The organism is Pseudoalteromonas sp. Z1A8 (assembly GCF_011378855.1).
GTDB lineage: Bacteria > Pseudomonadota > Gammaproteobacteria > Enterobacterales > Alteromonadaceae > Pseudoalteromonas.
The window spans coordinates 1-25,730 of the sequence record NZ_WTLB01000052.1 but is presented as its reverse complement, the minus strand read 5'-3'; the positions used below and the strand labels follow the sequence as shown (position 1 = coordinate 25,730).

18 protein-coding genes are annotated in these 25,730 nt (G+C 38.6%); 3 read left to right on the top strand and 15 right to left on the bottom strand.

Annotated elements, in window-relative coordinates; all coding sequences use genetic code 11:
* A partial coding sequence (locus GQR55_RS16680; protein WP_166421479.1) for a DUF3857 domain-containing transglutaminase family protein occupies positions 1–1,760 on the bottom strand: 1,760 nt, incomplete at its 3' end.
* Between the two features lie 574 nt (positions 1,761–2,334).
* On the opposite strand from GQR55_RS16680, the gene fusA reads away from it, so the two are divergent.
* Positions 2,335–4,419, top strand: coding sequence for an elongation factor G (gene fusA, locus GQR55_RS16675; protein WP_166421478.1), 2,085 nt, complete (start codon positions 2,335–2,337; stop codon positions 4,417–4,419).
* A gap of 856 nt (positions 4,420–5,275) precedes the next feature.
* On the opposite strand, the gene mdoH is transcribed toward fusA, so the two are convergent.
* The 14 genes from mdoH to GQR55_RS16605 form a co-directional block, all read right to left on the bottom strand.
* Complete coding sequence (gene mdoH, locus GQR55_RS16670; protein ID WP_166421477.1) at positions 5,276–7,237, bottom strand: glucans biosynthesis glucosyltransferase MdoH; 1,962 nt, start codon at positions 7,235–7,237, stop codon at positions 5,276–5,278.
* Positions 7,209–8,828, bottom strand: coding sequence for a glucan biosynthesis protein G (locus GQR55_RS16665; RefSeq protein ID WP_166421476.1), 1,620 nt, complete (start codon positions 8,826–8,828; stop codon positions 7,209–7,211). The genes mdoH and GQR55_RS16665 overlap by 29 nt, the downstream gene beginning before the upstream one ends.
* Before the next feature lie 326 nt (positions 8,829–9,154).
* Positions 9,155–11,884 (bottom strand): ExeM/NucH family extracellular endonuclease, encoded by a 2,730-nt coding sequence (locus GQR55_RS16660; protein ID WP_166421475.1) that lies wholly within the window; start codon positions 11,882–11,884, stop codon positions 9,155–9,157.
* 123 nt (positions 11,885–12,007) lie between these two features.
* The gene (hemB, locus tag GQR55_RS16655) at positions 12,008–13,018 is read right to left on the bottom strand and encodes a porphobilinogen synthase (protein ID WP_166421474.1); all 1,011 of its coding nucleotides are present in this window, start codon (positions 13,016–13,018) and stop codon (positions 12,008–12,010) included.
* A gap of 12 nt (positions 13,019–13,030) precedes the next feature.
* Positions 13,031–14,884 (bottom strand): diguanylate cyclase, encoded by a 1,854-nt coding sequence (locus GQR55_RS16650; RefSeq protein WP_166421473.1) that lies wholly within the window; start codon positions 14,882–14,884, stop codon positions 13,031–13,033.
* Complete coding sequence (locus tag GQR55_RS16645; protein WP_166421472.1) at positions 14,884–15,669, bottom strand: TatD family hydrolase; 786 nt, start codon at positions 15,667–15,669, stop codon at positions 14,884–14,886. Before GQR55_RS16645 ends, GQR55_RS16650 begins: the two co-directional genes overlap by 1 nt.
* A complete protein-coding gene (locus GQR55_RS16640; protein ID WP_166421471.1) occupies positions 15,669–16,187 on the bottom strand; it encodes a hypothetical protein in 519 nt (172 codons plus the stop codon). Before GQR55_RS16640 ends, GQR55_RS16645 begins: the two co-directional genes overlap by 1 nt.
* Before the next feature lies 1 nt (position 16,188).
* A complete protein-coding gene (gene tatC / locus GQR55_RS16635) occupies positions 16,189–16,929 on the bottom strand; it encodes a twin-arginine translocase subunit TatC (RefSeq protein ID WP_024609388.1) in 741 nt (246 codons plus the stop codon).
* A gap of 48 nt (positions 16,930–16,977) precedes the next feature.
* Positions 16,978–17,310, bottom strand: a complete 333-nt coding sequence (gene tatB / locus GQR55_RS16630; RefSeq protein ID WP_165729104.1) for a Sec-independent protein translocase protein TatB — start codon at positions 17,308–17,310, stop codon at positions 16,978–16,980.
* Positions 17,311–17,315: 5 nt separating this feature from the next.
* Positions 17,316–17,564 (bottom strand): Sec-independent protein translocase subunit TatA, encoded by a 249-nt coding sequence (gene tatA, locus GQR55_RS16625; RefSeq protein ID WP_165729103.1) that lies wholly within the window; start codon positions 17,562–17,564, stop codon positions 17,316–17,318.
* Positions 17,565–17,644: 80 nt separating this feature from the next.
* Positions 17,645–19,249, bottom strand: coding sequence for a ubiquinone biosynthesis regulatory protein kinase UbiB (gene ubiB, locus GQR55_RS16620; protein WP_165740317.1), 1,605 nt, complete (start codon positions 19,247–19,249; stop codon positions 17,645–17,647).
* 9 nt (positions 19,250–19,258) lie between these two features.
* Entirely contained in the window at positions 19,259–19,942 is a 684-nt protein-coding gene (locus tag GQR55_RS16615) for an SCP2 sterol-binding domain-containing protein (RefSeq protein ID WP_166421470.1), read from the bottom strand.
* 11 nt (positions 19,943–19,953) lie between these two features.
* The gene (gene ubiE, locus GQR55_RS16610) at positions 19,954–20,709 is read right to left on the bottom strand and encodes a bifunctional demethylmenaquinone methyltransferase/2-methoxy-6-polyprenyl-1,4-benzoquinol methylase UbiE (protein ID WP_007579859.1); all 756 of its coding nucleotides are present in this window, start codon (positions 20,707–20,709) and stop codon (positions 19,954–19,956) included.
* Positions 20,710–20,792: 83 nt separating this feature from the next.
* On the bottom strand, positions 20,793–21,779 hold the full coding sequence (locus tag GQR55_RS16605; protein WP_166421481.1) for a GGDEF domain-containing protein: 987 nt from the start codon (positions 21,777–21,779) through the stop codon (positions 20,793–20,795).
* 359 nt (positions 21,780–22,138) lie between these two features.
* Between GQR55_RS16605 and GQR55_RS16600 the strand changes: the two genes are divergently transcribed.
* Both GQR55_RS16600 and GQR55_RS16595 read left to right on the top strand, forming a co-directional pair.
* The gene (locus tag GQR55_RS16600; protein ID WP_166421480.1) at positions 22,139–23,917 is read left to right on the top strand and encodes a DUF885 domain-containing protein; all 1,779 of its coding nucleotides are present in this window, start codon (positions 22,139–22,141) and stop codon (positions 23,915–23,917) included.
* A 177-nt stretch (positions 23,918–24,094) separates the two neighbouring features.
* Complete coding sequence (locus tag GQR55_RS16595; RefSeq protein WP_166421469.1) at positions 24,095–25,576, top strand: FMN-binding glutamate synthase family protein; 1,482 nt, start codon at positions 24,095–24,097, stop codon at positions 25,574–25,576.
* The last annotated feature ends 154 nt before the right edge of the window (positions 25,577–25,730 follow it).

Here is a 25,730-nt window from a genome sequence, read left to right as displayed (position 1 = left end):
TATTGAAAAATGGTCACCCGGCAAAGCAGAGGAAAAATACTGGAGCAAAGGGAGGAAAAGCTTAATGCAGTGCCATTCGGGTCAGTTCTGTTTACTTGTTTTGGTTCGTAAACACTGTTTTGGATTTCATTGGCATAAAAATTAGCTTCGTAGCCTTCATCTGTTTTTTCCCAAAACTCATCAATTAAATACGATTCTTTTGTTATTAGCCTGCCGGTTTGTTCTTGCTCACTAATTGCCATTGCTTCATTGATTGATAAGCCATTTAAAAAACCTTGGTAATACTCAAAATAAGATGTAGCAACACTGTTTAAACCATTACTTGCAATATTACTTCTGCGATTAATTGCTTCAAATTCAGCATAAGTGTATTGAGTTTCAAAGCGTGATGGCTCAGATACATTTTTAGCGATAAAAAAGTTATCTTCAACAGATACATTTGTATGTATAGGCTTTTGTGCCATTGAAGTTAAAGCGGTTTCGCCTTGTTTGATTATCAGAGCGTAGCCGTAATTGGGCTGTGCTATATACTCAAGTGTTCCGCGTTGATAGTTTACTGTTGGGTCGAGCCAGTAACGCTTGTTATCGTATTTAAGCGTAACAATTACGTGATTAAAAACACTTGCAGAAGGTGGAAGTTCTTTTAAGCGTTTGGTTTCCTCTGTGTCAACTAGCGCAGGAAAAGCTTCTATATCCATCGCTTTAAGTAACGAAATAAGCAGTACTGTTTTATCTTTGCAATCGCCGTATCGCAGCGATAGCGTTTGTGAGGCAGACGTTGGCTGATGTGAATTAGTGCCCATTTCAAGCCCTAAATATCGAACTTCGTCTTGGCTAAAGCGCAGTGCGGCTGTAATTCTATCTGATGTTTGGATGTGCTTTGCTTTTATATCCTCAGCTATAGTCAAAATGCTATTTGGGGTTTCTATAGCTGATTGATAAAGCGGATATGCCCAGTCAACTACCTGCTCCCAATCGTCAAACTCAGAAAAGTAAACTTGTGTATAGGGGTCGTACCACGTTGGGGTTTGAGAGTTTTGCTCTAGTAAGGGCTCTTCAAAAAGAGCGATAGAATAATCTTTACCATATTTGTTAAGCGTTTCTTGAATATCTGCTGTGCCGTTTATTGTATTAATATGTAAAGGTGTTTGCTTACCCCAAAGTACGCGCATATTTTGTTGTACAACGGGGACAGACCAATTAAGCGTGCGCCTTGCACTAAACTTGTTTGCATATACAGGATTACTTCCTGTCACTGTGTAGCTGTAATCGAGTATGTCGCCACTGCGCATATCATCGATAATGATGTTCAGTGAGAGGCTGCCGTTATAAATGCGATTAGCTAATTCAGATTCACTTTGTATCACCGTCATTCTTGCACTGGCAAGCTTATCAATGCGCTTATCATTTCTGATAATAGTTAAGCTGTTTAGTGTTAGCGATTCATAACTTGGATCGAAATCTAGATTAAGCTGGCTTATATAGTCAACACCACTTTGATTTTGCGCCTGCATAACTAACCGCGTATAGCGTTGTTGTTTTTGGTTATTAGGTACGTAGGATTGATTGTCGAGTAGTAAGTACAGCGTGCCGTCGCGTACTTTTGTCATGTCTGTTTGTTCAGGCTGTTTTATTTCATGGGATTTTACCCAATCAGCGGGTGATGTTATTTCATATTGCTGGGCAATAACATTACCGCATAAAATTAATAGATTAAAAGTAAGCAGCCAATAAGTAATACGAGATAAATTCCGTTTCATTGTAAGTTCTTATAATTGTTGTTTTATGCATATGCACTGAAGATAAAATGTACCAAATTTAGGCATTTTCAACAATGAAATGTTAATAGTTGTTTACATTAAAATGCATAATATATTGATTTTATTGGATACAGCTCGTGTTGTGCCAATTTTTTTTAACGTTAAATGCGTACATAAAAAATATACGATACTGTTATGAAATGCGTTACTACGACATTCGCCGTCCACAAAGCCCGCAATTTAGTCGGTGTTAATCAATCTATAATACGCCGATACCTAGCGTATTTACTTGAGTTAGACAAGTTAACTGCTGATCAAAGTTATGGTTGTATTACTCGCACTGAGCGCGGTTACAAAATAATGAAGTAACTTTATACCGACTAAGTTAAGTATTAAAAATTAATAATTTCAGTTCGTTATGTGATATTTGTCATCTTAAATGCTCTGTAGATTCTGACGATAAAAAAAATATGTTGAATTGATTGCATTTTAAGCGGCTTGCATGGTGATGTTCGCTTTAAGTGATGTTATACTTCTGCGGAATAATTTATCGACTTTATTAAGAGCAAAATTAATGGCAGATTTATCGAAGTACAGAAACATTGGTATTTTCGCGCACGTTGATGCGGGTAAGACCACGACTACTGAGCGTATCCTAAAGCTTACTGGTCAAATCCATAAAACTGGTGAGGTTCATGATGGTGAATCTACTACTGACTTCATGGAACAAGAAGCTGAGCGCGGTATTACTATTCAGTCTGCGGCTGTAAGCTGTTTCTGGAAAGATCACCGTTTTAACGTTATCGATACTCCTGGACACGTTGACTTCACAGTTGAAGTTTACCGTTCACTTAAAGTACTAGATGGCGGCATCGGTGTGTTCTGTGGTTCTGGTGGTGTTGAACCACAATCAGAAACTAACTGGCGTTATGCTAATGATTCAGAAGTTGCACGTATTATCTTCGTAAATAAATTAGACCGTATGGGTGCTGATTTTTACCGTGTAACTGAGCAAGTACGTAAAGTACTTGGCGCAACTCCACTAATCATGACTTTACCAATTGGTATTGAAGATGAGTTTGTTGGTGTTGTAGATGTTTTAACTAAAAAAGCATACGTTTGGGATGACACTGGTCTTCCTGAAAACTACGAAATCACAGATGTTCCTGCTGACATGGTAGAGCAAACTGACGAGTATTATGAAATGCTTGTTGAAACTGCCCTTGAGCAAGACGATGCACTACTTGAAGCTTACATGGAAGGTGAAGCACCTTCTTTAGAAGACATCAAGCGTTGTATCCGTAAAGGTACTCGTGACCTTGCTTTCTTCCCTACATACTGTGGTTCTGCGTTTAAGAACAAAGGTATGCAGCTTATTCTTGACGCTGTTGTTGATTACTTACCATCTCCTACAGAAGTTGATCCTCAACCTCTTATGGATGAAGAAGGTAACGAAAATGGCGAGTTCGCAGTAGTATCTACTGACGAACCTTTCAAAGCGCTTGCATTCAAAATAATGGATGACCGTTTTGGTGCATTAACATTCGTACGTATTTATTCAGGTAAACTAAACAAGGGTGACACTATCCTTAACTCGTTTACTGGTAAAACTGAGCGTGTTGGCCGTATGGTTGAGATGCAAGCAGATGACCGTAACGAATTAACTAGCGCACAAGCTGGTGACATCATTGCTATCGTAGGCATGAAAAACGTGCAAACTGGTCACACATTATGTGATCCTAAGCACCCAGTAACACTTGAGCCAATGGTATTCCCAACTCCAGTAATCTCGATTGCTGTACAGCCTAAAGATAAAGGCGGTAATGAGAAAATGGGTGTTGCTATCGGTAAAATGGTTGCAGAAGATCCATCTTTCCAAGTTGAGACTGATGAAGATTCAGGCGAAACTATCCTTAAAGGTATGGGTGAGCTTCACTTAGATATCAAAGTAGATATTCTTAAGCGTACTTACGGCGTAGACCTTATTGTTGGTCAACCACAAGTTGCTTACCGTGAAACTATCACTAAAGAAATTGAAGATAGCTACACGCATAAGAAACAATCTGGTGGTTCTGGTCAGTTCGGTAAAATCGACTACCGCATCAAGCCAGGCGAAGTTGCTTCAGGCTTCACGTTTAAATCATCAGTTGTTGGTGGTAACGTACCTAAAGAATTCTGGCCTGCAGTTGAGAAAGGCTTTAAGTCAATGATGGGTACTGGTGTTCTAGCTGGTTTCCCTGTACTTGACGTTGAAGTTGAACTTTTCGACGGTGGTTTCCATGCCGTGGATTCATCTGCAATCGCATTCGAAATCGCTGCTAAAGGCGCTTTCCGTCAATCGATCCCTAAAGCGGGCGCACAACTTCTTGAGCCAATCATGAATGTTGACGTGTTCACTCCAGAAGATCACGTTGGTGATGTTATCGGTGACCTTAACCGTCGTCGTGGCATGATGAAAGACCAAGAAGCTGGTTTAACAGGCAGCCGTATTAAAGCTGACGTACCGTTATCAGAAATGTTCGGTTACATCGGTACACTACGTACAATGACATCTGGTCGTGGTCAGTTCTCTATGGAGTTCTCACACTACGCTGCATGTCCGCAAAACGTTGCTGATACAGTAATCGCTGCAGAAAAAGAGAAAAAAGCTGCTAAGTAATTAGCTCTTTAACTCTTTAAAAAAGCCCGCACATGTTGCGGGTTTTTTATTGCCTGAAATTTGGTTTTATTTTTTGTAGTTATAAATAACTACTTTTTATTATTAAGTAGTCTTATATTGCTAGTTAATAAAAAGGTATTAGAGGGGGATTTATTTACGCTAATTACTTAATTATTTGGTTTACAAAGGATTTATTGTAAATGGCATGTAACTTGTTGAAAATTAAGAACTTCTGTTGATGCTTCTATGTGCGTAATGTAAAATACCAGCACTTTTAGACTAGAGCTCTAAAGTCAGATAAGGAAGTCTCCGCAGCAGAGACGTTTGCATATTAATTTTATATAAGACGTAACAATTATGAAACCTATTAAATTGGCACCAAACTGGTGGCTACAATTCACAAAATGTATTTTAGCATTCAGCTTAATATTCTTAATTCATATTATATTTGCAGTGAACCTAAAAATTGTTTTTCTCACTGTCATGCCAGCTTTACTTATTATTATTACTTTTAATATTCTTCATCTTCGTTTTTTACATTGTTATAAAGCAGGCATTTGTTATACGCGTTTATGCACAAAGCGTTATATCAATAGCGAGGAAATTAGTTGCGTATCATTTAGTTCGTTTTTTCTTTTTACCATTTTTAATGTCGAGTTAGAAAATGGTAAAAATTTCCATTTTTATAACTGGCAACTTGATGACGAAACGCAATCAGCTATTTCTAAAATGTACTGTAATAAGTTAGCTAACAAAATGGATAATATTAGCGATAAATGCAACGCTTGATTTTAAATTTAGATAGCAAAAAGGAGCGATTAATCGCTCCTTTTTTGTTTTTGTATTTTATAACGCGCTAATTAAACTTTTTTATTACCTTGGCTTTTAGCGCTTTCATCTTTAGCCTGCGTGGCTTTTTAAAAGACTGGATAGGCATTGTTACCAATTGCTCTTGTGGTAGTGCCGGTATTGTTTGTGGGTAAATACCTTCCTTTGGTACCGAAATTTCTTTTAGGTGAGTTTTAAGCGCTTCTAGTGTTGAATCGTTATCAACTTCGCTAGGGCAAATAAATATACCTAACTTTCTTAGCTGTACACCGAGTTTAATGCTACTGGTATAACGGATAATCGGAGCGCCTAGCACTAAGCCTAATAATATAGGCGATAACCACCAAAAGAACACCGGTGTGAAGTAGTAAGCTGTACTTCCCCATGCAATAGCCACAATAGTTGAAAATAACGTATAACCAAACGCTTCCTTCCAAGGAACCATACGACCTTCACGAGGTTGTGCATCCCACTTTACTTTTTTACCTAAAAATACACACAGTACAAAGTAAGCATGAAATACCATCATTAATGGAGCAACGATAATAGCAAATACAGTTTCGATAATTGAGCCTAGTATTAGCTTAATTGAGCCACCAAAACGTTTGTTTCTATGTATTAAGGTGACTATTATGCCCATTAGCTTAGGCATTAATAAAATAACGATAGTTAAGTACAGCAGTGAATCAATAAGATCCGTTTTAGCTATTTGCCATGTAGGGAATAACTGATAAACACGATTAAAGTACACATCACTATTTAATGCGCGAGTTACTGCATCAATCGTACTTAGCGCTAACATTGAGAGCCAAATTAGCGATGAAATATAGGCTGTGGCACCTAGTAAAAAGTGAAGCTTACTCATTAGTTTTAATTTTGGCGACGACAATAAGCCTAAGTGCTGAATATTACCTTGCACCCAACGTCTATCGCGTACAGCGTAATCTAGAATGTTACTTGGTACTTCTTCATAGCTACCTTCAATATCTGCAATGAGTAATACATCCCAACCAGCACTGTGTAGTAGTGAAGCTTCTACAAAATCATGGCTTAAAATTTCACCGCCAAAAGGTGCATTACCTTTAAGTGTTGGTAAGCCACAGCAGGTTATAAATGCTTCAACTCTAATGATTGCATTATGACCCCAGTAGTTTGCTTTATCAGTTTGCCAAAAAGCGGAGCCAGTCGCGAGCATTGGGCTATATAGCACTGATGCAAACTGTAAAAAACGGCCAAAAAAGGTATCTTGACGAACAGGGATCGGAATAGTTTGAATAAGACCGGCTTGTGGATTGTTAAGCATGCTTGTAGTGAGCTCAAGCATACATTTACCCGTCATTACGCTGTCAGCATCAAGCACAATCATATGGTCGTACTGGCTGCCCCAGCGTTCACAAAAGTCGGTTAGGTTACCAACTTTACGATGTTTGTTATCTTCTCGGCGACGATAAAAAACGTGTTTTGCTGTATCACCTAAACGTTCACACAATGCATGCCATGCACTTAGCTCGTTTTTAGCTATTTCTGGGTCTTGCGTGTCACTTAATAAGTAAAAATCAAAGTTTGTAAGTTGACCTGTTTCTTTTAACGATTGCAGACTAACTTCAAAGCCCGCGATAACACGGTGAGTGTCTTCGTTATAAATAGGCATTACAACAGCCGTTTTTTGGGCGTTAATTGCCTCACTATTAAACTCAATGGGTTTAATACGCTTTAGCGTAAGTGGGTCAATTCGTAATAGCTGTAATACAAAGCCGATTGTTCCACTACAAAAAGCCGTTACAATCCACGCAAAGGTGATTGAGAATAATACAAGTAAAGCATACTCAAGCAATGTCATACCGTTTGAGTTTAAAATTTCAAACATGATAGATATGCCGTAACCTGATGTGCCAAGTGCCGCAATAGCAAATAGCCATACTCTTAGTGTTTTGAATGGCATTGGAGTGCCCTTACCTTTATTACTTGATGTCATTTGGGTACCAAACATAACTCCATACCTCGCTAATTTCTTTATCACGTAGTTTTAACGATAAACGCATATCAACGGGTTGATCGTCCTGTGGTGCAATTTTAAAGGCGACACGCCATCCACGTGAATTAGGTAGTTTTTGTACATTTACATCGGTTACTTCGCCCGTTGTAAGTTGAATGTCGGCATCGAGTTTTAATTGATCAGAAAGTTGATTTATTTCTGGACCTGTAAAATCAACAGTAAATTGACGATGACTTTTTGGTGGTGGGTTGTCCTCACCAGGTAAAGCAGCACTGCCGATCCTTGTGCGTAGCACGCGTGCTTTTTCGTGCTGAGTTAAACGTGCATTAAAGGTCGTCATTTTGTAGCTTAGCTTTAATGAATCTCCAGCTTTCATTGGCTTTTCTGGTACCCAGTAACTTACGATATTGTCGTTAGTTTCTGTATCAGTAGGTATTTCTACAAGCTCTACACGGCCATTTCCCCATTCACCTTGTGGTTCGATCCATAGGCTAGGGCGGTTGTGATAATGTGCTTCGGTATCTAGATAATTATTAAAATCTCGGTCGCGCTGTGCTAAACCAAAACCTTTAGGGTTATTGTATGAAAATGATGTAACACTCAGTTGTGAAGGATTGTTAAGCGGACGCCATACCCATTTGTCATCGGCAGATTGCGTTAGTAAGCCATCTGAGTCATGAACTTCAGGGCGGTAATCGTCAAAAAATTTGGTGCTGTTTTCGCCGTGGTAAAACATGCTCGTTAGTGGCGCTACGCCGAGCTTTTTAATATCTTTACGCGCAAAAATCTGCATATCTACATCAACAAGCATGTTTGTTGTTGGATCAACATTAAACTTATAGGCACCAGATATAGATGGGCTATCAAGTAATGCAAAAATAGTAATATTTGTTTGCTCAGCTTTTGGCTTAACTAACCAAAATTCTTTAAATACTGGGAATTCTTCACCTGAATTTTCAGCAGTATCTATTGCTAAACCACGGGCAGACAAACCATAAACTTGATTAGGACCGACTACTCTAAAGTACGATGCCCCCTGAAATACCATTACTTCATCTTTATATTCATTAGTATTTAACGGGTAATGTAAACGAAATCCTGCATGGCCTAATTGAGTGCCCGCTACACTTTTAGCTATTTCTTCTTGAAGTGGCGCTGCAGTTCCATCGTATTGATAAAAATCGGTGCTAAAAGGCAAGCGACTACGTTTTGAATCGCTATCAACTGTATTTATAGTGACAGGTGTTTTGTATAAAAACCCCGGATGGAATAGCTGTAGTTCGTAAAGACCTTCATCTTTCCAAACCGCTTTGTCCTTTTTAAAGCGAATTGAACGGTAATCTTGATAATCAATATTATTTAATGCTTCAAGCTCGATGCTTTTAGGCGCCACGTATTCTTCACTTGCTAACTTTTTAGCGCGAGCGCTAATTACGTCAAATAAGCTACTTTGTGGGATTGCTACATCAACGGTTGCAGCAATCGCTTGGTTGCTATTGCCCCAAGTCGAAAAAATAATAAGTAGACCCAGTAGTGGTGCTGACTTTTTTTGCCATTTAGGCAGGTTTTGGGTTAATTGTTTCATTCTCATTCCTTTATAAAAACACGACTTATTTTTACGTTCAGGGTAAATATTAATTTCTTTGTAAGTATCTTCTAGATTACTAATAGCAAGAAGTGGACCCTTTAAAAGTTTATATTTTTCAGTAGGTAAACTTATCACATGTAACTCATTGAGGTTTTTTGTATAAAATTCACTCAAATGTATGTAGTTGTTACTGATTAATTACTAGAAGATTTACAGATCGTATGAACATAGTACGTGGGGTTTAATGAAGCTTGTCTGAATTACATTTGTATAAAATAAAAAAGCCGCATGCGCGGCTTTTTAAATGTTGAGATTAAAGTTGGTTATTTCTTTTTGAATCTACGCACTATTGATAGCGGTGCTAAAAGAAGTGATAACCATAATAATGAACCTGAATCGTCATCATCAGAGCTCGCTTCAGTGATGTTAATTGTAACTGTTACCGAATCAGACACGTTATCAGCGCTATCTTTTGCTTGCACTGATAGTGCAATTGTACTTTCAACGTCAAAATCAAGTTCACCGGTTACAATAAGTTGACCTTGTTCATTAACTGTAATTATCTCACTACCCGACACTATAAATTCAACCACTGGCGATACATCCGCATTCGGAACACTGAATTCAAGCGTGCCGATAATTGTGTCAATTGCGCTATTTTCATCAATTGCAAAAACTTGGTCAGCAGCAATTATTGGTGTTTGTTCTTCAGGCGTTAAAGTAATTTCAGATTTAATATCAATAATTACAGGGTCATGATCCGATGCGCGGTATGCACTTTCAGAATACAAGCTAGATTGTTGACCTTCGCTTTTAAATTCTACATTGTAATCAAGTGAAATAGGTTCATCTGAGTTGATATGCCAATCTGTTGCGGCGACAATTTTGTTTAGTAGTGATTGGGTCGCTACAGCATGGTCAAGGCTACCTGCACGACCAGAGAAACTATAAGAGTAACCAAGTGTATTGCCATCAAGCTCTGCAACTACATTCTTATATCCTTTATTTGCAAATGCACGTATTGGATCTTCCATTGCGTAAGCATTCATATCGCCGACTAAAATAGTATCTTCATCGTCAACACCGGTTGGTTTGCTATCAAGCCAATTTGCGAATGCATTAGCACCTTCTGTGCGTATTTCATTCCAACAGCCTTGTCCATCATCTGAATCTGCATTGTTTCCAGAAGCACTACCACAGCTTTTAGATTTAAGGTGTGACACAGCAACAGTAAATACTTCATCAGTTTCTAAAGATTTAAAGCTTTGTGCAATTGGAGCACGGTTACTAAAATCAAATGGAGCCTCAGTCGTAATAGCAGCAGTACCTACTTCCTCTACCTTGTTAGCACGATAGATAAGTGCGGTAGTAATTGCATCGGTACCAATTTGATCTACGTTAAAGTCAACAAATGCATAGTTGTTAGCACTATCAGCTTCGTTTAATGCATTTACTAAGCTTGCAATTGCACTAAATTCGCCAAAGCCATCATTTTCGATTTCCATTAAACCAACAACATCGGCCTGGATAGCGCTAATTGCACTTACAATTTTAGCTTCTTGACGAATAAATTCAGCTTCAGAGTCTGCACCACGCGCTGTAGGAAACCCTTCACCTTGGCCATCACCATTAAAGTAATTAAGCACGTTAAAGCTAGCCACACGTAAATCTGCCTCAGCATTAAGCTCTGGCGCATCTTCACGTGCATTTGTCGCAATGAATTGAGGTGCTAAAGTTGGGTGAATTCGGTAAAGGCCAAAGCTATAAGCAAGTGCCCCTGTAACAGTATTTACTGTATCGCCAGTGCGTAATGTATTTTCTGCAGATAAGCCTGGAGCTGGGTAAGCTGTCGGGTCTAAGTTTTGTACTGTAGAGCCATCATCTAGTAAAATCTTTTTAAGTAGATTTTCTGTTTCAACTGCATTAGCTGCATCTCCAGGTAATGCAATTTGAGTCCCTTGATATAAGCGCTCTGTAGCTAATTCAACTTCACCATATCGACCAAGACCAAAGTTATTAGTGACTACTAATGGTTGCTCTAATGTAACTAGCATACCTTCAAAAGCTTCTAAATCAGTTGTATCAGCTAAAGGTAAAGTGATTTTTGTAGCTGCTACAGCTAAACCTGTATCACAAATTGCTACTTGGCTTACGCTGCCAATTTGTGTTGTATCAAAATACTCTTCAACAGTACCTTGTACGCGCACATAGTCACCAACATTTATATCAGTATCTGCAAAATAAACAAATACACCTTCAGAGGTTAGTGGGTTGGCATCTATATCGGCAGCAAGTGAGCTAACAAAAAAGCCTTTTAGTTGATCATCACCTTGAAGGTCTGCGGTTACAACACCTTCAAGTTCTACTAATGTATCAACAAGTGGGCTTGCAGAGCCATCACCTTGAATAGCGTTAATTAAAACTTTCTCTGCACCACAAACAAGTGGAACAAGTGGTTCTGGCTCAGGCTCTGGTTCAGGTGTTGTTCCACCATTACCTGCGTGCGCACCTAATCCATCAAAATCATCTTTTTCAAACTGCACCCATTCTTCACTTGGATTAAATGCTGCATCTGGTGTTGTTCTGCCTACAGTAATGCTGTCTTTACAACGAAGTGTTTTATCTTGTGTTTGTACTGCGCCTTCAGACCAAAAAGAACCGGGATCTACACCGCGCTGCCCAAAGCTATCGACTACAGAACTACCTTGCATAAGAACTAATGCATCATCACCATTAAAATTAGCAACACCATGTTCTAAATTGGCTTTTTCTTTTAGTGCATCATTTGAACTTGAATTAACAATAACAAAGGTGCTGTTAGCTGCTAAAGTACCAGACAAATCAAGAGTTGATTGAATTGTAGTTTTGCCATTTACATATAAATTTAATGAGTATTGATAAAGGGTTAGCTCAGATGAGGAGTTATTATAAAGTTCAATCGCTTTATTATTACTGCTTCCTTCAATATATTCAGAAATGATTAGATCAGCGGATGCTGGTGCACTAAGACTTGCTATAACAAGCGCGAGTGGTGTTATTTTTGTTTTAAACATTTTTTATTATTCCCGTGTATTAAATCCCAAAATGGGACACTAGTTTAGAGAATAAATGTGACTAAAATAATACAAAAGTGTAAATGTATGTAAAAAGGCGGTTTGACCGCCTTGTTATAAAATTTACTTTTTAGCGAGGTATTGTGCGGCTTGCTTTGCAAAGTAGGTTAAAATTCCATCAGCACCAGCGCGTTTAAAGGCAAGTAAAGATTCCATTATTGTCGCTTCTTCAGCCAGCCAACCGTTGTCGATTGCTGCTTTGTGCATTGCATACTCACCGCTTACCTGATATGCAAAAGTAGGTACACCAAATTCGTCTTTCACACGGCGTACAATATCTAGGTAAGGCATGCCAGGTTTCACCATGACCATATCAGCACCCTCTTGTAAGTCTAATGCGACTTCACGTATTGCCTCATCAGAGTTAGCAGGATCCATCTGATAGGTTTTTTTATCGGCGCCTTTTAAGTTTCCAGCAGAGCCTACCGCATCTCTAAATGGGCCGTAGTAGCTAGACGCATATTTAGCAGAGTAGGCCATAATACGAGTATGAATAAATCCATCTGCTTCAAGTGCTTCACGAATTGCAGCAATACGACCATCCATCATATCAGAAGGGGCAACAACGTCGGCACCTGCCTGTGCATGAGAAAGTGCTTGTTTAACTAAAATCTCTGTAGTGACATCGTTAATAACATAGCCTGAATCATCAATGATGCCGTCTTGCCCATGCGTCGTAAATGGGTCGAGTGCTACGTCGGTAATTACACCTAACTCAGGAAAGGCTTCTTTTAAAGCCCTTACGGTACGTTGCGCTAAACCATCATCGTTATATGCTTCTTCGGCAAATAATGATTTTTTATCCGCAGGCGTTACCGGGAAAATAGCTATTGCCGGAACTCCAAGTTCGACCAACTCTTTAGCTTCAATGAGTAGCAAATCTATCGATAAGCGTTCAATACCTGGCATTGATTCAATTGCTTCGCGACGATCTTTACCATCAAGTACAAATACAGGGTAAATTAAATCGTTTACGCTAAGTTGGTTTTCGGCCATTAAGCGGCGAGAAAAATCGCTGCGACGCATTCTGCGCATGCGAGTATACGGGAAAAGGTCTAATCCTGATTGGGCCATATTAATATGCTCCTACTGTGGTAATGGAAAAGTGATTACTTGATTACGGCCATGCTGCTTTGCGTAATAAAGCGCTTTGTCGGCGCACTCAGTAAATATTTGAGGATTGCTAACGTCATCAGCAATACTGGTGTATATACCTGCGCTAATTGTAAATTGAATATTGTTATTGGCAACCGTTACAGTGCTTGCTGAGATAGCAGATCGTATTTTTTCTGCTATATCTTGTGCACCTTCATTGGGGGTATTAGGTAATAACACCACAAATTCTTCACCGCCGTAACGGGCAACTTCATCGAGTGGGCGCTTTAAATGATCTTTTATAAGGTCAGATACAGCTTTAATAACTTGGTCGCCAATAATATGTCCGTATGTATCGTTGATGGCTTTAAATCGGTCTATATCTAACATAACAATGCTAAGCGGTGTTTGTTCTCGACGAGAGCGACGCAGCTCCATTACGAGTTTTTTATCAAAAAAGCGTCTGTTTTTTATTCCGGTTAAAGCATCTTCGGTATTAAGTAGCTCAAGGGCCCGGTTTTTTTCTTCAAGCTCCCTGAGCGTAACTTGTAATTCAAAGGTGCGTTCGTCCACTTGTGATTCTAGTTCTTGACGTGTTTTTTCTTGTAACTTTAAACGCTCTTTGAGTAGAGTGTCTTGGGCTACATTTTCAGCAATCAAGGTTTGTTGAGTAGTTACTTCTTCATCTCGCTGTAAAATAAATAATTTCATAACGCTGTAACATAAACAGAAAGTGCAACTAAAAAAGCATGTAAACACAAATGCTAGCGTACTCCTGCTAAATGCGTATAGCCCCATTACAGCAATAGTAAAATAAAGCATCACAACCAAGAAAAAAACCAATACGAGCAATAGTGCTTTATTCGGTTTAGAAGGCGTTATACGTATGCACATAAATGTAGTTGTTATATATAAGACTAAAGCGATTGGGGTCGCAATTAAACAAAATAGTGTCACTATGTGGTTTGGAAGTAACCAAATAAATAATAATGAAATAGCTAAAGTGTTAACTACTACTTTCTGAACGGTCAGTAAAAATGATGGCTGTGGATGGCAAATTTGCTTTTGCAAAGGCAAAAACATTAAAGTAATAAGCATGAGTAATATAGGGAGCATAACTTGCTGTAACGCGGGTGAATTAGGATGTATATACCTAAGGCCAAAACCACAAAGATAGGCTAATACACTGCCTAATGTGAGAGTTATAACACCAGCATACACAAAATAATGTTTACGTGAAAAACCATATAAAACTAAGCAGCTCACACCTAAGGAAAATATAAAGCCAATCAATAAGCCATAGAGTAAATTAAGTTTACCTTTATGCGCTAAATAAGCTTCTGGTTGCCATAGTGTTAAAGGGACTCGCAAGCCTGAGCTATTCGCCACTTTCATTATAATAACCGTTTCGCTATTTGCGGGGCTGATCAGTTTAACTAATAAAGATTCACTCTTGATCGTACGTTTATCAAGGGCATAGGCATCACCAATTTGGGTGTAAGAAAGTAATAGCGAGTTATGTAACTGATATACTTGAACGTCGTTTAGCAAAGGGTTGTTTAGCGATAATAATTGCTCTGTATTATAACTAAGCGGATTTTTTATTTTAAATTTTATCCATACAGGGCGCTGCTCAAGACCTAAATTAAGAGGTTTTCCTATATTTTTTTGCCACTTTATATCGCTACTTCTTTGCGCATTTAATAGCGACGTTGGTTTAAATGAGTAGTACAGATTATTGATGTTTTGAGAATTGAAATCGTGTTTTATTATTACTGGGTTTGCAAAAGAGCAAAAAGCGCAAAGGAATATTAGTAGGCTTAATAATGCCTTTGCATAGGCCATTAACGATCTAATAAACCAAAAACACGGTAAAAGTTTTCTGTAGTTTTGCGAGCTATTACTTCTTCATTTGTTTGATAAAGTTGTGCGACTGTTTGGCAAATGTAAGGCAGTAGGGCTGGTTCATTTTTACGTGATTTAGGCTTTGGTTTAACTGTTCGTGGGATTAAAAATGGCGCATCAGTTTCTATTAATAATCGATCTAAGGGAATGCTAGGTACTAGTTGCTGTAGCTCTTTACCACGACGTTCATCACATACCCAACCGGTTATACCAATATAGAGACCTAAATCTAAATATTGCTTCAGAGCTGCTGAATTACCGGTAAAGCAGTGAAGTACACCGCGAAGATCAAATTCTTTGAGAATGCTTAGCATGTCGTCACTTGCATCTCGTTCATGTAAGTAAACAGGTAAATCTAACTTTTTAGCAAGTACTAACTGGCGTCTAAAAACATCACGTTGTACATCGCGAGGTGAAAAGTCACGGTTATAATCAAGGCCGCACTCACCAATGGCAATAACTTGCTTATTATTTGCAAGTGAAGTGAGTTGTGCTTCGAGCTCATTGGTAGCTGATTTTGCATCATGGGGGTGCACACCCGCCGTAGAATATTGAAGGTGCTTTATCGCAAGTTCAAGTGATTGCTGACTGCTTTCAATATCGCAGCCTATAATAAGCATGTTTGTAACACCCGCTTCGCTTGCGCGGGTAATTACATCAAGATGCTGGTCATCAAATTGATGATTAGTTAAGTTAACTCCAGCATCAACTAACGTATATGACATTATTTAGTGCGTTTAACGCGAATAGAGCGGTTTTTACCCTCTTTCTTCAATAGGAAAGAGCTGAATGCACCGCGGCTAATTACAATTGTATCGTCTTCTTTTAAACGCATGCTGTCAGAGCCAATTTGACGCCATTGTTGACCGTTATCTAGCGAAATAATTAATTCACCATAAGCAGCCTCATCAACTGATGTAACCATCGCTTTGATTTCAGTTTCTTTTTCTACTTGTTCTTCTTTTTTATGTTCTAAACCAAAATCGTCAGCTTTTTCAGTTGCTTGCACTGGTGCTGTAACTGCTGCTTGAGGTACATTGTTAGTCGTTGGTGGTGTGAGCATTTTTGTTACTGATGGCTTAACCAGTGATTTACCTGCAATGGTATTGTCGTAACAAAGTAAGCGATTAAAATCGTTTTCAATAAAGCTGCATGCTTGTAACGCTTGAGTATTAAATTGTGTTTGCGCAGCAAAAGCGGGCGCGCTTAGTAAAACCAATAGTGAGAGTAGTTGTTTTTTCATTTTATTCCTCAGATTCTTTTTGTGGTTTGGCGGTATAAAATTTTGCTAAAATTAGACCTAATTCAAACAAAAGAAGCATCGGAAATGCTAATAATGTTTGTGATAACACGTCGGGCGGTGTCAAAAACATCGCCACTACAAAAACACCCACGACAATATAAGGGCGTTTTTCTTTTAAGCTTGTTGTTGTTGTTGCACCACTCCAGCATAGCAGCATTATTGCCACTGGAATTTCGAAAGCGACACCAAATGCAAAAAATAGTTTTAATACGAACCCTAGATAGCTAGCGATATCGGGTGCGAGAGTCATCATCTCAGGACCTGTGCTTGTAAAAAAACCTAATATAATTGGTAGTACTGCAAAATAACAAAAAGCGATACCACCATAAAACAAGACAACGCTTGAGATTAGTATAGGTATTAGCATTTTTTTTTCATTTTGGTACAAGCCAGGAGCTATAAACCCCCAAATTTGATGAAGTATCCATGGAGTAGATAATAAAGCTGCAACAAAAAAAGTAAGCATCATAGGGACTATAAAAGGGTCACTCACATTTATAGCTATCATGGTCGCGCCATTAGGTAAATGAACCACTAATGGTGCAGCTATAAGTTCGTAAATATCATCTTTAAAATAAAACAGTGCGATAAAAAATAATAAAATGCTCAATAGTGCTTTTATTAGTCGATCACGTAACTCAATTAAATGAGATACAAACCCCGATTTTACTTCCTCAACCATTATTTTTTATACCATGTAGTAAGTTGACCACAAAGTGAGAGATAAACTTCACTTTTTTTCATCAAGTTGTTGGCTATTTGATGTATCCGGTTGTTGTTTCTTGTAGCTGTGAGTAACTGACTCAGCCGCTTTTTGTAGCTCTGTTAATGAGCTTTGTAGCTCAGGGCTTAAATCTTTTAGTTCTTGTTGTTCTGCTTTTTTAAGGTTTTCGTGAAGTTCATGAATGCGCAGTTCTTCACTTACTTCTGCTTTTACCGAGTTGGCAACCGACTTAGCGGTTTTAACCCATTTACTAACGGTTCTAATAGCAACAGGTAAGCGCTCAGGGCCGAGTACCACTAAGCCAACAATAAAAACTACAACAAGTTCCCACATACCCATACTTATTAAACCTTATTGTTATCTTTGGTTTTTTCAGTATTGATTGAGTCGCCAACGGTGCTTTTTTCTGATTGTTGAATTTGCTCTGATTTTTCTTGCTCGTTAGCTTGATCATCCGACATTGCTTTTTTGAAGCCTTTAACAGCGCCCCCAATATCACCACCCATACCGCGTAGTTTTTTTGTGCCAAAAAGCAAAACTATGATAGCCAAAACAATTAATAATTGCCAAATACTAATACCACCAAAACCCATGGTTTTCTCCAATATATAAAATGGTTAAATGTCTATTTTAAATACTAATTATACGCCAAATAGCGTAAATAGCACTCAGTTTATGCGCTGCGCCATGCTGCTATAAAGCTAATAACAGATAAGCCTATTGCAATACTTGCAGCTACTAAATCGTACTGTAAATAACAAAGTGTTGCCATGATCATTGTAGCACTACCAAATAAACCTAAAATTAAAGGTTTATGAGATACCTTTTGTTCTTGAGGTTGATGAGCGTGTGGTGCACGCTTTAAATTTTGGTAAATTAGATCGGGTAACTCAGGCATTTTTTCAGCCCAAAATGGTAAGTTAGCATACATTTGTTTCAATATAGATAATGGACCGACTTGTTGCTTTACCCAATCTTCTAGAAAGGGCTTTGCGGTTTTCCATAAGTCGAGTTGCGGATACAGCTGACGCCCTAATCCCTCAACGTATAATAAGGTTTTTTGTAGTAGGACTAACTGTGGTTGTACCTGCATGTTAAAACGACGTGCGGTATTAAATAAATTTACGAGCACGTGACCAAATGAAATTTCAGCAAGGGGCTTATTAAATATAGGCTCGCATACAGTGCGAATCGCAAATTCAAACTCTTCAATACTGGTATCGTGTGGTACCCAGCCAGAATCAACATGCAACTGTGCTACTTGGCGGTAATCGCGATTAAAAAAGGCAATGAAGTTTTCGGCTAAGTAGCGTTTGTCTTCTTTACTTAAAGTACCAACAATACCGCAATCAATACCGATATACATTGGGTTTTCAGGATGCTCGCGAGAAACAAATATATTGCCTGGGTGCATATCAGCATGAAAAAAGCTGTCTCTAAACACCTGCGTAAAAAATACCTCTACGCCACGCTCAGCCAATAACTTCATATTGGTGTTTTGCGCCATAAGCGCATCTTTATCAGATACGGGTATACCGTAAATACGCTCCATTACAAGTACATTACTGCGGCTGTAATCACTATACACTGCAGGTATATACAATGACTCAGAACCTTCAAAGTTACGCTTTAGCTGTATGCCATTTGCGCCTTCTCGCATTAAATCGAGTTCATCAAGAAGCGTTTTTTTATACTCCTTAACAACTTCGACAGGACGAAGACGTTTTGATTCGTTGTGTACCTTAGCGAGGACTTTGGCAAGTTTTTCCATTAGCGCCAAGTCTGCATTAATTTGCTCGTGAATATTTGGCCGAATAACTTTAATTACGACGTCCTGTTCAATACTGTGTTCATCAATCAGCTTTGCTGTATGTACTTGTGCTATTGATGCTGACGCTAATGGTGTTTGTGAAAACTCACTAAACAATTCGCTAATGTCGTTAATTTCGAGTGCTTTTTCAATTATTTTTTGAGCTAGCTCACCTTCAAAAGGTTCCACTTGGTCTTGTAAAAATGCCAGCTCTAAAGCGATATCATGTGGGAGTAAATCACGACGGGTTGAGAGCATTTGACCAAATTTAATCCAAACAGGGCCAAGCTCTTGCAGTGCTAAACGTAAGCGTAAACCATGAGATTTTTCTTTGTGTTGATTACGTAGCCAAAATAAACTGCCGCGAGCTACTTTACCAAACCAAGGGATCTTATGTTTTGGAATTAGTTCGTCTAGCCCATAGCTAAGTAACGTTTTGGTGATGTTATATAAACGTGCAGTCGACACAAAAAATCCTTAGAGAGGCTTCGGAGATGAAAAAGAGTTTAATAAAGCATTTATGCGCTGCTCAACGGCAGCCACTTTCCCTTTGAGCTCTCTATTTGTTTTTTTAAACTGCTCAAGCTCTAATGGATGAATAGTAATTGCGAGCTCATCTTGGCATAAACTTGTAAGCATTGTACTTATTTTAGTATTGGTTTTACTGCCGTTTTGTTTTAGTTTTTTTAAGTGCAGGTATAACTGCTGAGCGGGGGTATCGCCAATATATTTAGAAAACTGCTCAGGCCAATCAATATCAATGCCTGAAAACGCATTACTATAAGTTTGCGCAATATTTAAGTCGCCTTGCAAGTCGAGCTTATCTTGGCGAATTAATTGGGTAAGCATTGCTGGGTTTTTGAGCGCTAAAAGCGTACCTATGTCGGCGCTGATCATACAATCTGCATTTTCATTGCTTTGGGCACTATATAAGTGTAATTGCTCAGCGCTATAAACAAGTTGGATGCTTTGTTGCCAGTCTCTTACTTCAACCACTAAGCGCTGATGTTTAACTGCGCTTAGCTTTTGAGGTAGTTGTGGGTCAAGGCTAAGTGCTTGATTTAGTACACGCTCAATAAGCGAGAGTACAAAGTTAGGTAACATAAAAAACTCAGGTGTCATTGCACCATTATTGCTTTTTGCTGTTTTCTCAAGCGCCATAACTGCTAGCCTTAATATTTAAAACCACGATGCAGCGCAACAATTCCGCCAGTGAGGTTTTGATATGTTGTTTGCTCAAAGCCTGCATCTTCCATCATCGCTTTTAGCGTATCTTGATCTGGATGCATACGAATCGATTCAGCCAAATACTTGTACGACTCACTGTCGTTAGCAACAAGTTTACCCATTGTTGGCAATAAATTAAATGAGTAAAAATCGTAAGCTTTGCTAAGTACTTCATGCTCTGGTTTTGAAAACTCTAAAACAAGCAATCGGCCACCTGGCTTTAAAATGCGGTACATAGAGCGCAGAGCTTTGTCTTTATCGGTAACGTTACGTAAACCAAAGGCAATAGTGATCACATCAAAACTATTATCTGGGAATGGTAGCATTTCAGCATTCATCTGTACGTAGTCGATATTGCCTACTAACCCAAGGTTATGCAGTTTCTCACGACCAACCTTAAGCATAGATGAGTTTATGTCACCTAATACTACTTGACCGGTTTCGCCCACTAATTGACTAAACTTTGCGGTTAAGTCGCCAGTGCCGCCGGCTAAATCGAGAACATGATGCCCTTTACGAACACCTGAGCTTGCAATAGTCTGACGTTTCCATAAACGATGCACCCCAAAAGACATTAAATCATTCATTACATCGTATTTTGCAGCTACTGAGTGAAATACATCAGCAACCATAGAAGCTTTATCGTTCTCGGCTACTGTTTTATAACCAAAATGCGTGGTCTTTTGTTCGGTTTCGTTCATGATTAATCTCTATCGTGACAATAGAGGTTAGTGTACTTTATTGTACGCAGTAGGTGCAATTTGAATATGATTTATCAGGTAATTTATTGCCCTGCTGTATAACTACTTTGACCTAATGAACGTGCTTTAAAAGCGGCATGAGAGGCTTTTTTTGCCAATTGATTAAAATCATCATCTTGTTGATGCTGAGCAATTCCAAGCGATAATCCTATGCTAGGCAATTTGGTGCCTGTTTTTGAACTTACAAAGCGAAGCTTTTCGACTCCATTACGTACTTTTTCAGCAATAACATTGGCTGTTTCTGGGTCTATGTCGGCTAATAAAACTGTAAATTGATCTTTCGCTGTGCGGCCAGGTAAACCACTTTGAAAAACATATTTTTGTACTTGTTTGGCTACTTTATTTAAAATAACTTCACCAATAATATCACCGTAATTTTCAGTGAAATGATCAAGGTTGTCTATTTGAATCGCAATAGCGCAGATAGATTTTTTCTGATTAGTCCACACTTGGGTTTGCTGCGTTAAATAATGGCGCTTATAAAGCCCTGTTTGACTATCAACAATATGTTGCTTTCGAAGCTGAGTTAGTTGCTTTTGTGTTTTTTCGTGTAGTTGCTTGGCTTTACTTAGTTCTTGCTTGAATTGCTTATGTTGATTTAGTAATTCAGTGGTTTGATTATGAAGTACTTCAAGCGCTTGACGGCTTTGCTCTATGTTGTTTTCATCTAGCGAATGTACGCAGTCACTTACATGACCCGCAAAGCGAATTATTTGCTTTTCAGTGGCTTGAGAATTTTGAGAAAGTGAATTTATAACACCATCAACGTTTTGAATCATGCTGACTTGCGCTGTGTGGCCCGTATTTAAAAACTCAGCATGTAGCTGTTCAATTAAAACGCTGTCAATATTATCTTCAACCGCAATAGCGCGATCTAAGGCTTTATTGAGCTTAATATTAGTCTGGCTGGTATAGGTATAAACAACTTGATAATTAAGTGGTGTAGGTGGGAGCGAATAGCGCTCTAAAAACATACACACTTTAGTCATTTTTTCTTGAGCAATAGCCATGGAGTCATGGAACATCATTTTTTAAATACCAACTAAGTACGCATAAGTGCAAATTTTAAATATCTCATTCCATGAGGCGGTTATGCGTCCGAGCTTTTTATTATTTTTTACTACAGTAATCGTTATGTGAACTATTTAAAAGCAAAAAGGAGAGTTAGGATACTTAAATTTAACTTTAACGACTCAACCGCTGCTTTTCTCATCAATTAGATTGGTTTTTAGCTCTGTTAACGTAAGTAATACTTAAATTACATTTATTGTTTGTAAGGTTTTAACGCGTCAGTTTGTCTCATTTACTTGCTATTTATTTACCCTACGATAGTTTTATGAAATCTATTGCATCATCAAGTTACATAATAATGAATTATTTTTTACCAAAAACGCTTCGCCAATCTCTTCTTGGTATAACAATTTTATGCTCACTAAGTGCATGCCAAATAACCACGCCTAATGCGAATGAACAATTTACTCAAGTTGCACAATCTATTGTTCAATATAGAGAAAGTATAAACCCTTATAGCAGCTCAAAAGGGGTTGATGGTTATTTACTTGCCAATTTGTCGCCAGAATCTTTAGCAGATCAATATAAAAATAAAACGCAATTACTCGCTGATTTAGATGCTGTAGACGCAGCCAAACTGAGTGACGAAAATCAAATTAACTTAAGTATTATTCGCGCTCAGGTACAAAATAGCGTGGACGAATATGTGTTTAACGCACATTACATGCCGCTTACATCAGAGTACGGTTTTCACTCTGGGTTGTCGTACATCATTAATAGCTCTCAATACAAAGAAGAGCAAGATTTAGAAACATATCTTGCACGTTTGGCACAAATACCGCGATTTTTTCAACAAAATATATATTGGATGAAAAAAGGACTCGAAACCGGTCTCACCCAACCAAAAGCTGTATTAGAAGGGTACGAAGACTCTATAAATACATATATTGTTGATGATGTAACCCAATCAGAATTTTATAAACCGTTTTTAACTAACACTGCTAGCTTAAGCGAGAGTGATTTTTATGCACTTCAACAGCAAGCTAAAACAGTTTTAAAAAATAAAGTAATACCAGCATATAAAGGCTACTTAACATTTTTCACTGAGCAGTATCGGCCAGGTGCTCGCACAAGTATTGGTATTTCAGAAACTCCTAATGGTAAAGCTTTTTATAAAAACCGTACTAAGTATTACACCACTACCGACATGACACCAAAAGAGATCCACGAGTTAGGCTTAAAAGAAGTTGCTCGTATTCGCGGTGAAATGGAAGATGTAATTAAAGAGGTGGGATTTAAAGGCACATTTGCCGAATTTATCTACTTTTTACGTACTGATCCGCAGTTTTACGCAACAACACCTGAACAACTTTTAAAAGAAGCCTCTTACATAGCCAAAAAAATGGATGCACAACTGCCTAAATTGTTTCATACCTTACCGCGTAAACCTTATGGCGTAGCACCCGTACCAGCAAGTATTGCCCCTAAATACACAACAGGTCGATATTCTGGTTCTAATCGAGATGATGAAGCTGGATACTATTGGGTTAATACCTATGCATTAGATAAACGTCCACTTTATGTTTTAGAAGCGCTGACTCTGCACGAAGCTGTGCCGGGACATCATTTGCAAATATCACTCAATGCTGAGCTTGAAAATCTGCCGAGCTATCGTCGTGATGCCTATTTGTCGGCATTTGGTGAAGGCTGGGGGCTTTACTCTGAGTATTTAGGTTTAGAAGCGGGCTTTTATCAAGACCCATATAGTCGTTTTGGTCGCTTAACTTATGAAATGTGGCGAGCAGCACGTTTAGTTGTTGATACGGGTATGCATATGTATGGTTGGAGTCGCGAGCGTGCAATGAACTTTATGAGCGAGAACACAGCGCTTTCGCTGCATAATGTTAAAACAGAAACAGATCGTTATATATCGTGGCCAGCACAGGCACTATCATACAAAATTGGTGAATTAACTATTAAGCGTTTGCGTGTTGAAGCCGAGCAAGCACTTGGGAAAAATTTCGATATTCGCGAATTTCATCATCAGGTTCTGCGCCACGGTTCAGTACCCTTGTCGGTATTAGAAACACAAGTACGTTTATACATAAAAAATGAGCTTACTAAGCTGCAAAATTAGCTTTGTAGGGCTTATAAACCTTGAACAAACAAAGGTGTTGTGTCATTTTGACAGCAACACCTTTTTTATACCAAGAGACTTAGTAATAGAGCTTATTTTAACGACTCTAATCGTCAAAATATCCACAGACTAGGCAAATCGGTATTGTTTAAAAATATAGCCATCAAGGGGCCTTAGATGAGCAGTTTTATAATGTTTAGTATTGACGTATTTGCGAGTATTTTTATTATAGCACTTGGGTTAATTGTTCTTACTATTATTGTTTTTTACTTTCGTGATATTACGCAAACAAAACATGCTATTAGGCGTAACTATCCAGTAATTGGCCGTTTCCGGTATTTTTTTGAACGCCAAGGTGAATTTTTCAGACAATACTTTTTTGCTCTCGATAGAGAAGAAATGCCGTTTAATCGTGCTGAACGTAATTGGGTTTACCGCGCAGCAAAAGATGTTGATCGCACAGCTTCATTTGGTTCAACACAAAGCTTAGAAGTAACGGGCACGGTAATGTTCATGAATTGTGCGTTTCCTACTTTAGATGAAGAGGCACTCGATCCAAGTAATGTAACGTTGGGTCCATATTGTAAAAAACCTTACACAACGAATTCGTTATTTAATGTGTCAGGCATGAGCTTTGGTGCGCTTTCAAAACCAGCTGTACGTGCTTTATCAAAAGGGGCAAAACTAGCGGGTTGCTGGATGAACACCGGAGAAGGGGGGTTAAGCCCTTACCATTTAGAAGGTGGCGCCGACCTAGTATTTCAAATTGGTACTGCTAAATACGGCGCTCGTGATGAACATGGAAATTTAAGTACCGAAAAACTGAAAGAAATTGCAGCTCACGAACAGGTTAAAATGTTCGAACTAAAAATGAGCCAAGGTGCAAAACCTGGTAAAGGCGGAATGCTTCCAGGACGTAAAGTTAATGCCGAGATAGCTAAAATCAGAGGTATTCCAGAAGGGCAAGATTCGATTAGTCCTAATGGGCATCCTGAAATTAAAAAGCCAAGTGATATTCTCGATATGATTGCCACTGTGCGTAATGCCACCGGTAAGCCAACGGGCTTTAAAGCGGTTATAGGTGACTACACGTGGTTAGAAACTTTATTTGCAGAAATAAATCACCGTGGCGTTGAATCAGCCCCTGATTTTATAACAATTGATAGTGCAGACGGTGGTACCGGTGCCGCACCGCAACCGCTTATGGATTCAGTGGGTTTACCTCTTCGCGAAAGCTTGCCTCTTGTCGTTAATATGCTTGAAAAGCACGGCCTTAGAGAGCGCGTTAAAATTATTGCTTCGGGTAAATTAATCGTTCCATCAAAGGTTGCATGGGCATTAGCGCTCGGTGCTGATTTTGTTGTATCGGCTCGTGGTCATATGTTTGCACTAGGGTGTATTCAAGCTATGCAATGTAATAAAGATACCTGCCCTACAGGGATTACTACGCACAATACACATTTACAAAAAGGTCTCAATGTAGCTGATAAGGCGCAGCGCGTAGCTAACTATAATAAGTATATTCATTACGGAGCTGGTTTAATTGCTCACTCATGCGGTGTAACTAGTGCGCGTGAGTTAGGTCGTAAACATGTTCGAATAGTCCAAGAAAGTGGGCTTTCAGAGCCGCTGGATAAAATTTACGAAAATTATCAGTAAGTTTTAACTAACCTTAACTCCGCTTAAGATAGATTTACTATCCAAAGTTTAGATTAACTAAAAAGGCGCTAATAGCTGTCTCTTATACACAAATCCCTGCTAAGAAATTAGCGGGGATTTTTTTGAACTAAATCTCAATGTCATGATCAGATCT

What these genes read in the sequence shown, in the direction of transcription:
- fusA (WP_166421478.1), top strand. Translation starts at nt 2,335, where the DNA reads ATGGCAGATTTATCGAAGTACAGAAACATTGGTATTTTCGCGCACGTT.
- mdoH (WP_166421477.1), bottom strand. Translation starts at nt 7,237, where the DNA reads ATGTTTGGTACCCAAATGACATCAAGTAATAAAGGTAAGGGCACTCCA.
- GQR55_RS16665 (WP_166421476.1), bottom strand. Translation starts at nt 8,828, where the DNA reads ATGAAACAATTAACCCAAAACCTGCCTAAATGGCAAAAAAAGTCAGCA.
- GQR55_RS16660 (WP_166421475.1), bottom strand. Translation starts at nt 11,884, where the DNA reads ATGTTTAAAACAAAAATAACACCACTCGCGCTTGTTATAGCAAGTCTT.
- hemB (WP_166421474.1), bottom strand. Translation starts at nt 13,018, where the DNA reads ATGGCCCAATCAGGATTAGACCTTTTCCCGTATACTCGCATGCGCAGA.
- GQR55_RS16650 (WP_166421473.1), bottom strand. Translation starts at nt 14,884, where the DNA reads ATGGCCTATGCAAAGGCATTATTAAGCCTACTAATATTCCTTTGCGCT.
- GQR55_RS16645 (WP_166421472.1), bottom strand. Translation starts at nt 15,669, where the DNA reads ATGTCATATACGTTAGTTGATGCTGGAGTTAACTTAACTAATCATCAA.
- GQR55_RS16640 (WP_166421471.1), bottom strand. Translation starts at nt 16,187, where the DNA reads ATGAAAAAACAACTACTCTCACTATTGGTTTTACTAAGCGCGCCCGCT.
- tatC (WP_024609388.1), bottom strand. Translation starts at nt 16,929, where the DNA reads ATGGTTGAGGAAGTAAAATCGGGGTTTGTATCTCATTTAATTGAGTTA.
- tatB (WP_165729104.1), bottom strand. Translation starts at nt 17,310, where the DNA reads ATGGGTATGTGGGAACTTGTTGTAGTTTTTATTGTTGGCTTAGTGGTA.
- tatA (WP_165729103.1), bottom strand. Translation starts at nt 17,564, where the DNA reads ATGGGTTTTGGTGGTATTAGTATTTGGCAATTATTAATTGTTTTGGCT.
- GQR55_RS16615 (WP_166421470.1), bottom strand. Translation starts at nt 19,942, where the DNA reads ATGGCGCTTGAGAAAACAGCAAAAAGCAATAATGGTGCAATGACACCT.
- ubiE (WP_007579859.1), bottom strand. Translation starts at nt 20,709, where the DNA reads ATGAACGAAACCGAACAAAAGACCACGCATTTTGGTTATAAAACAGTA.
- GQR55_RS16605 (WP_166421481.1), bottom strand. Translation starts at nt 21,779, where the DNA reads ATGGCTATTGCTCAAGAAAAAATGACTAAAGTGTGTATGTTTTTAGAG.
- GQR55_RS16600 (WP_166421480.1), top strand. Translation starts at nt 22,139, where the DNA reads ATGAATTATTTTTTACCAAAAACGCTTCGCCAATCTCTTCTTGGTATA.
- GQR55_RS16595 (WP_166421469.1), top strand. Translation starts at nt 24,095, where the DNA reads ATGAGCAGTTTTATAATGTTTAGTATTGACGTATTTGCGAGTATTTTT.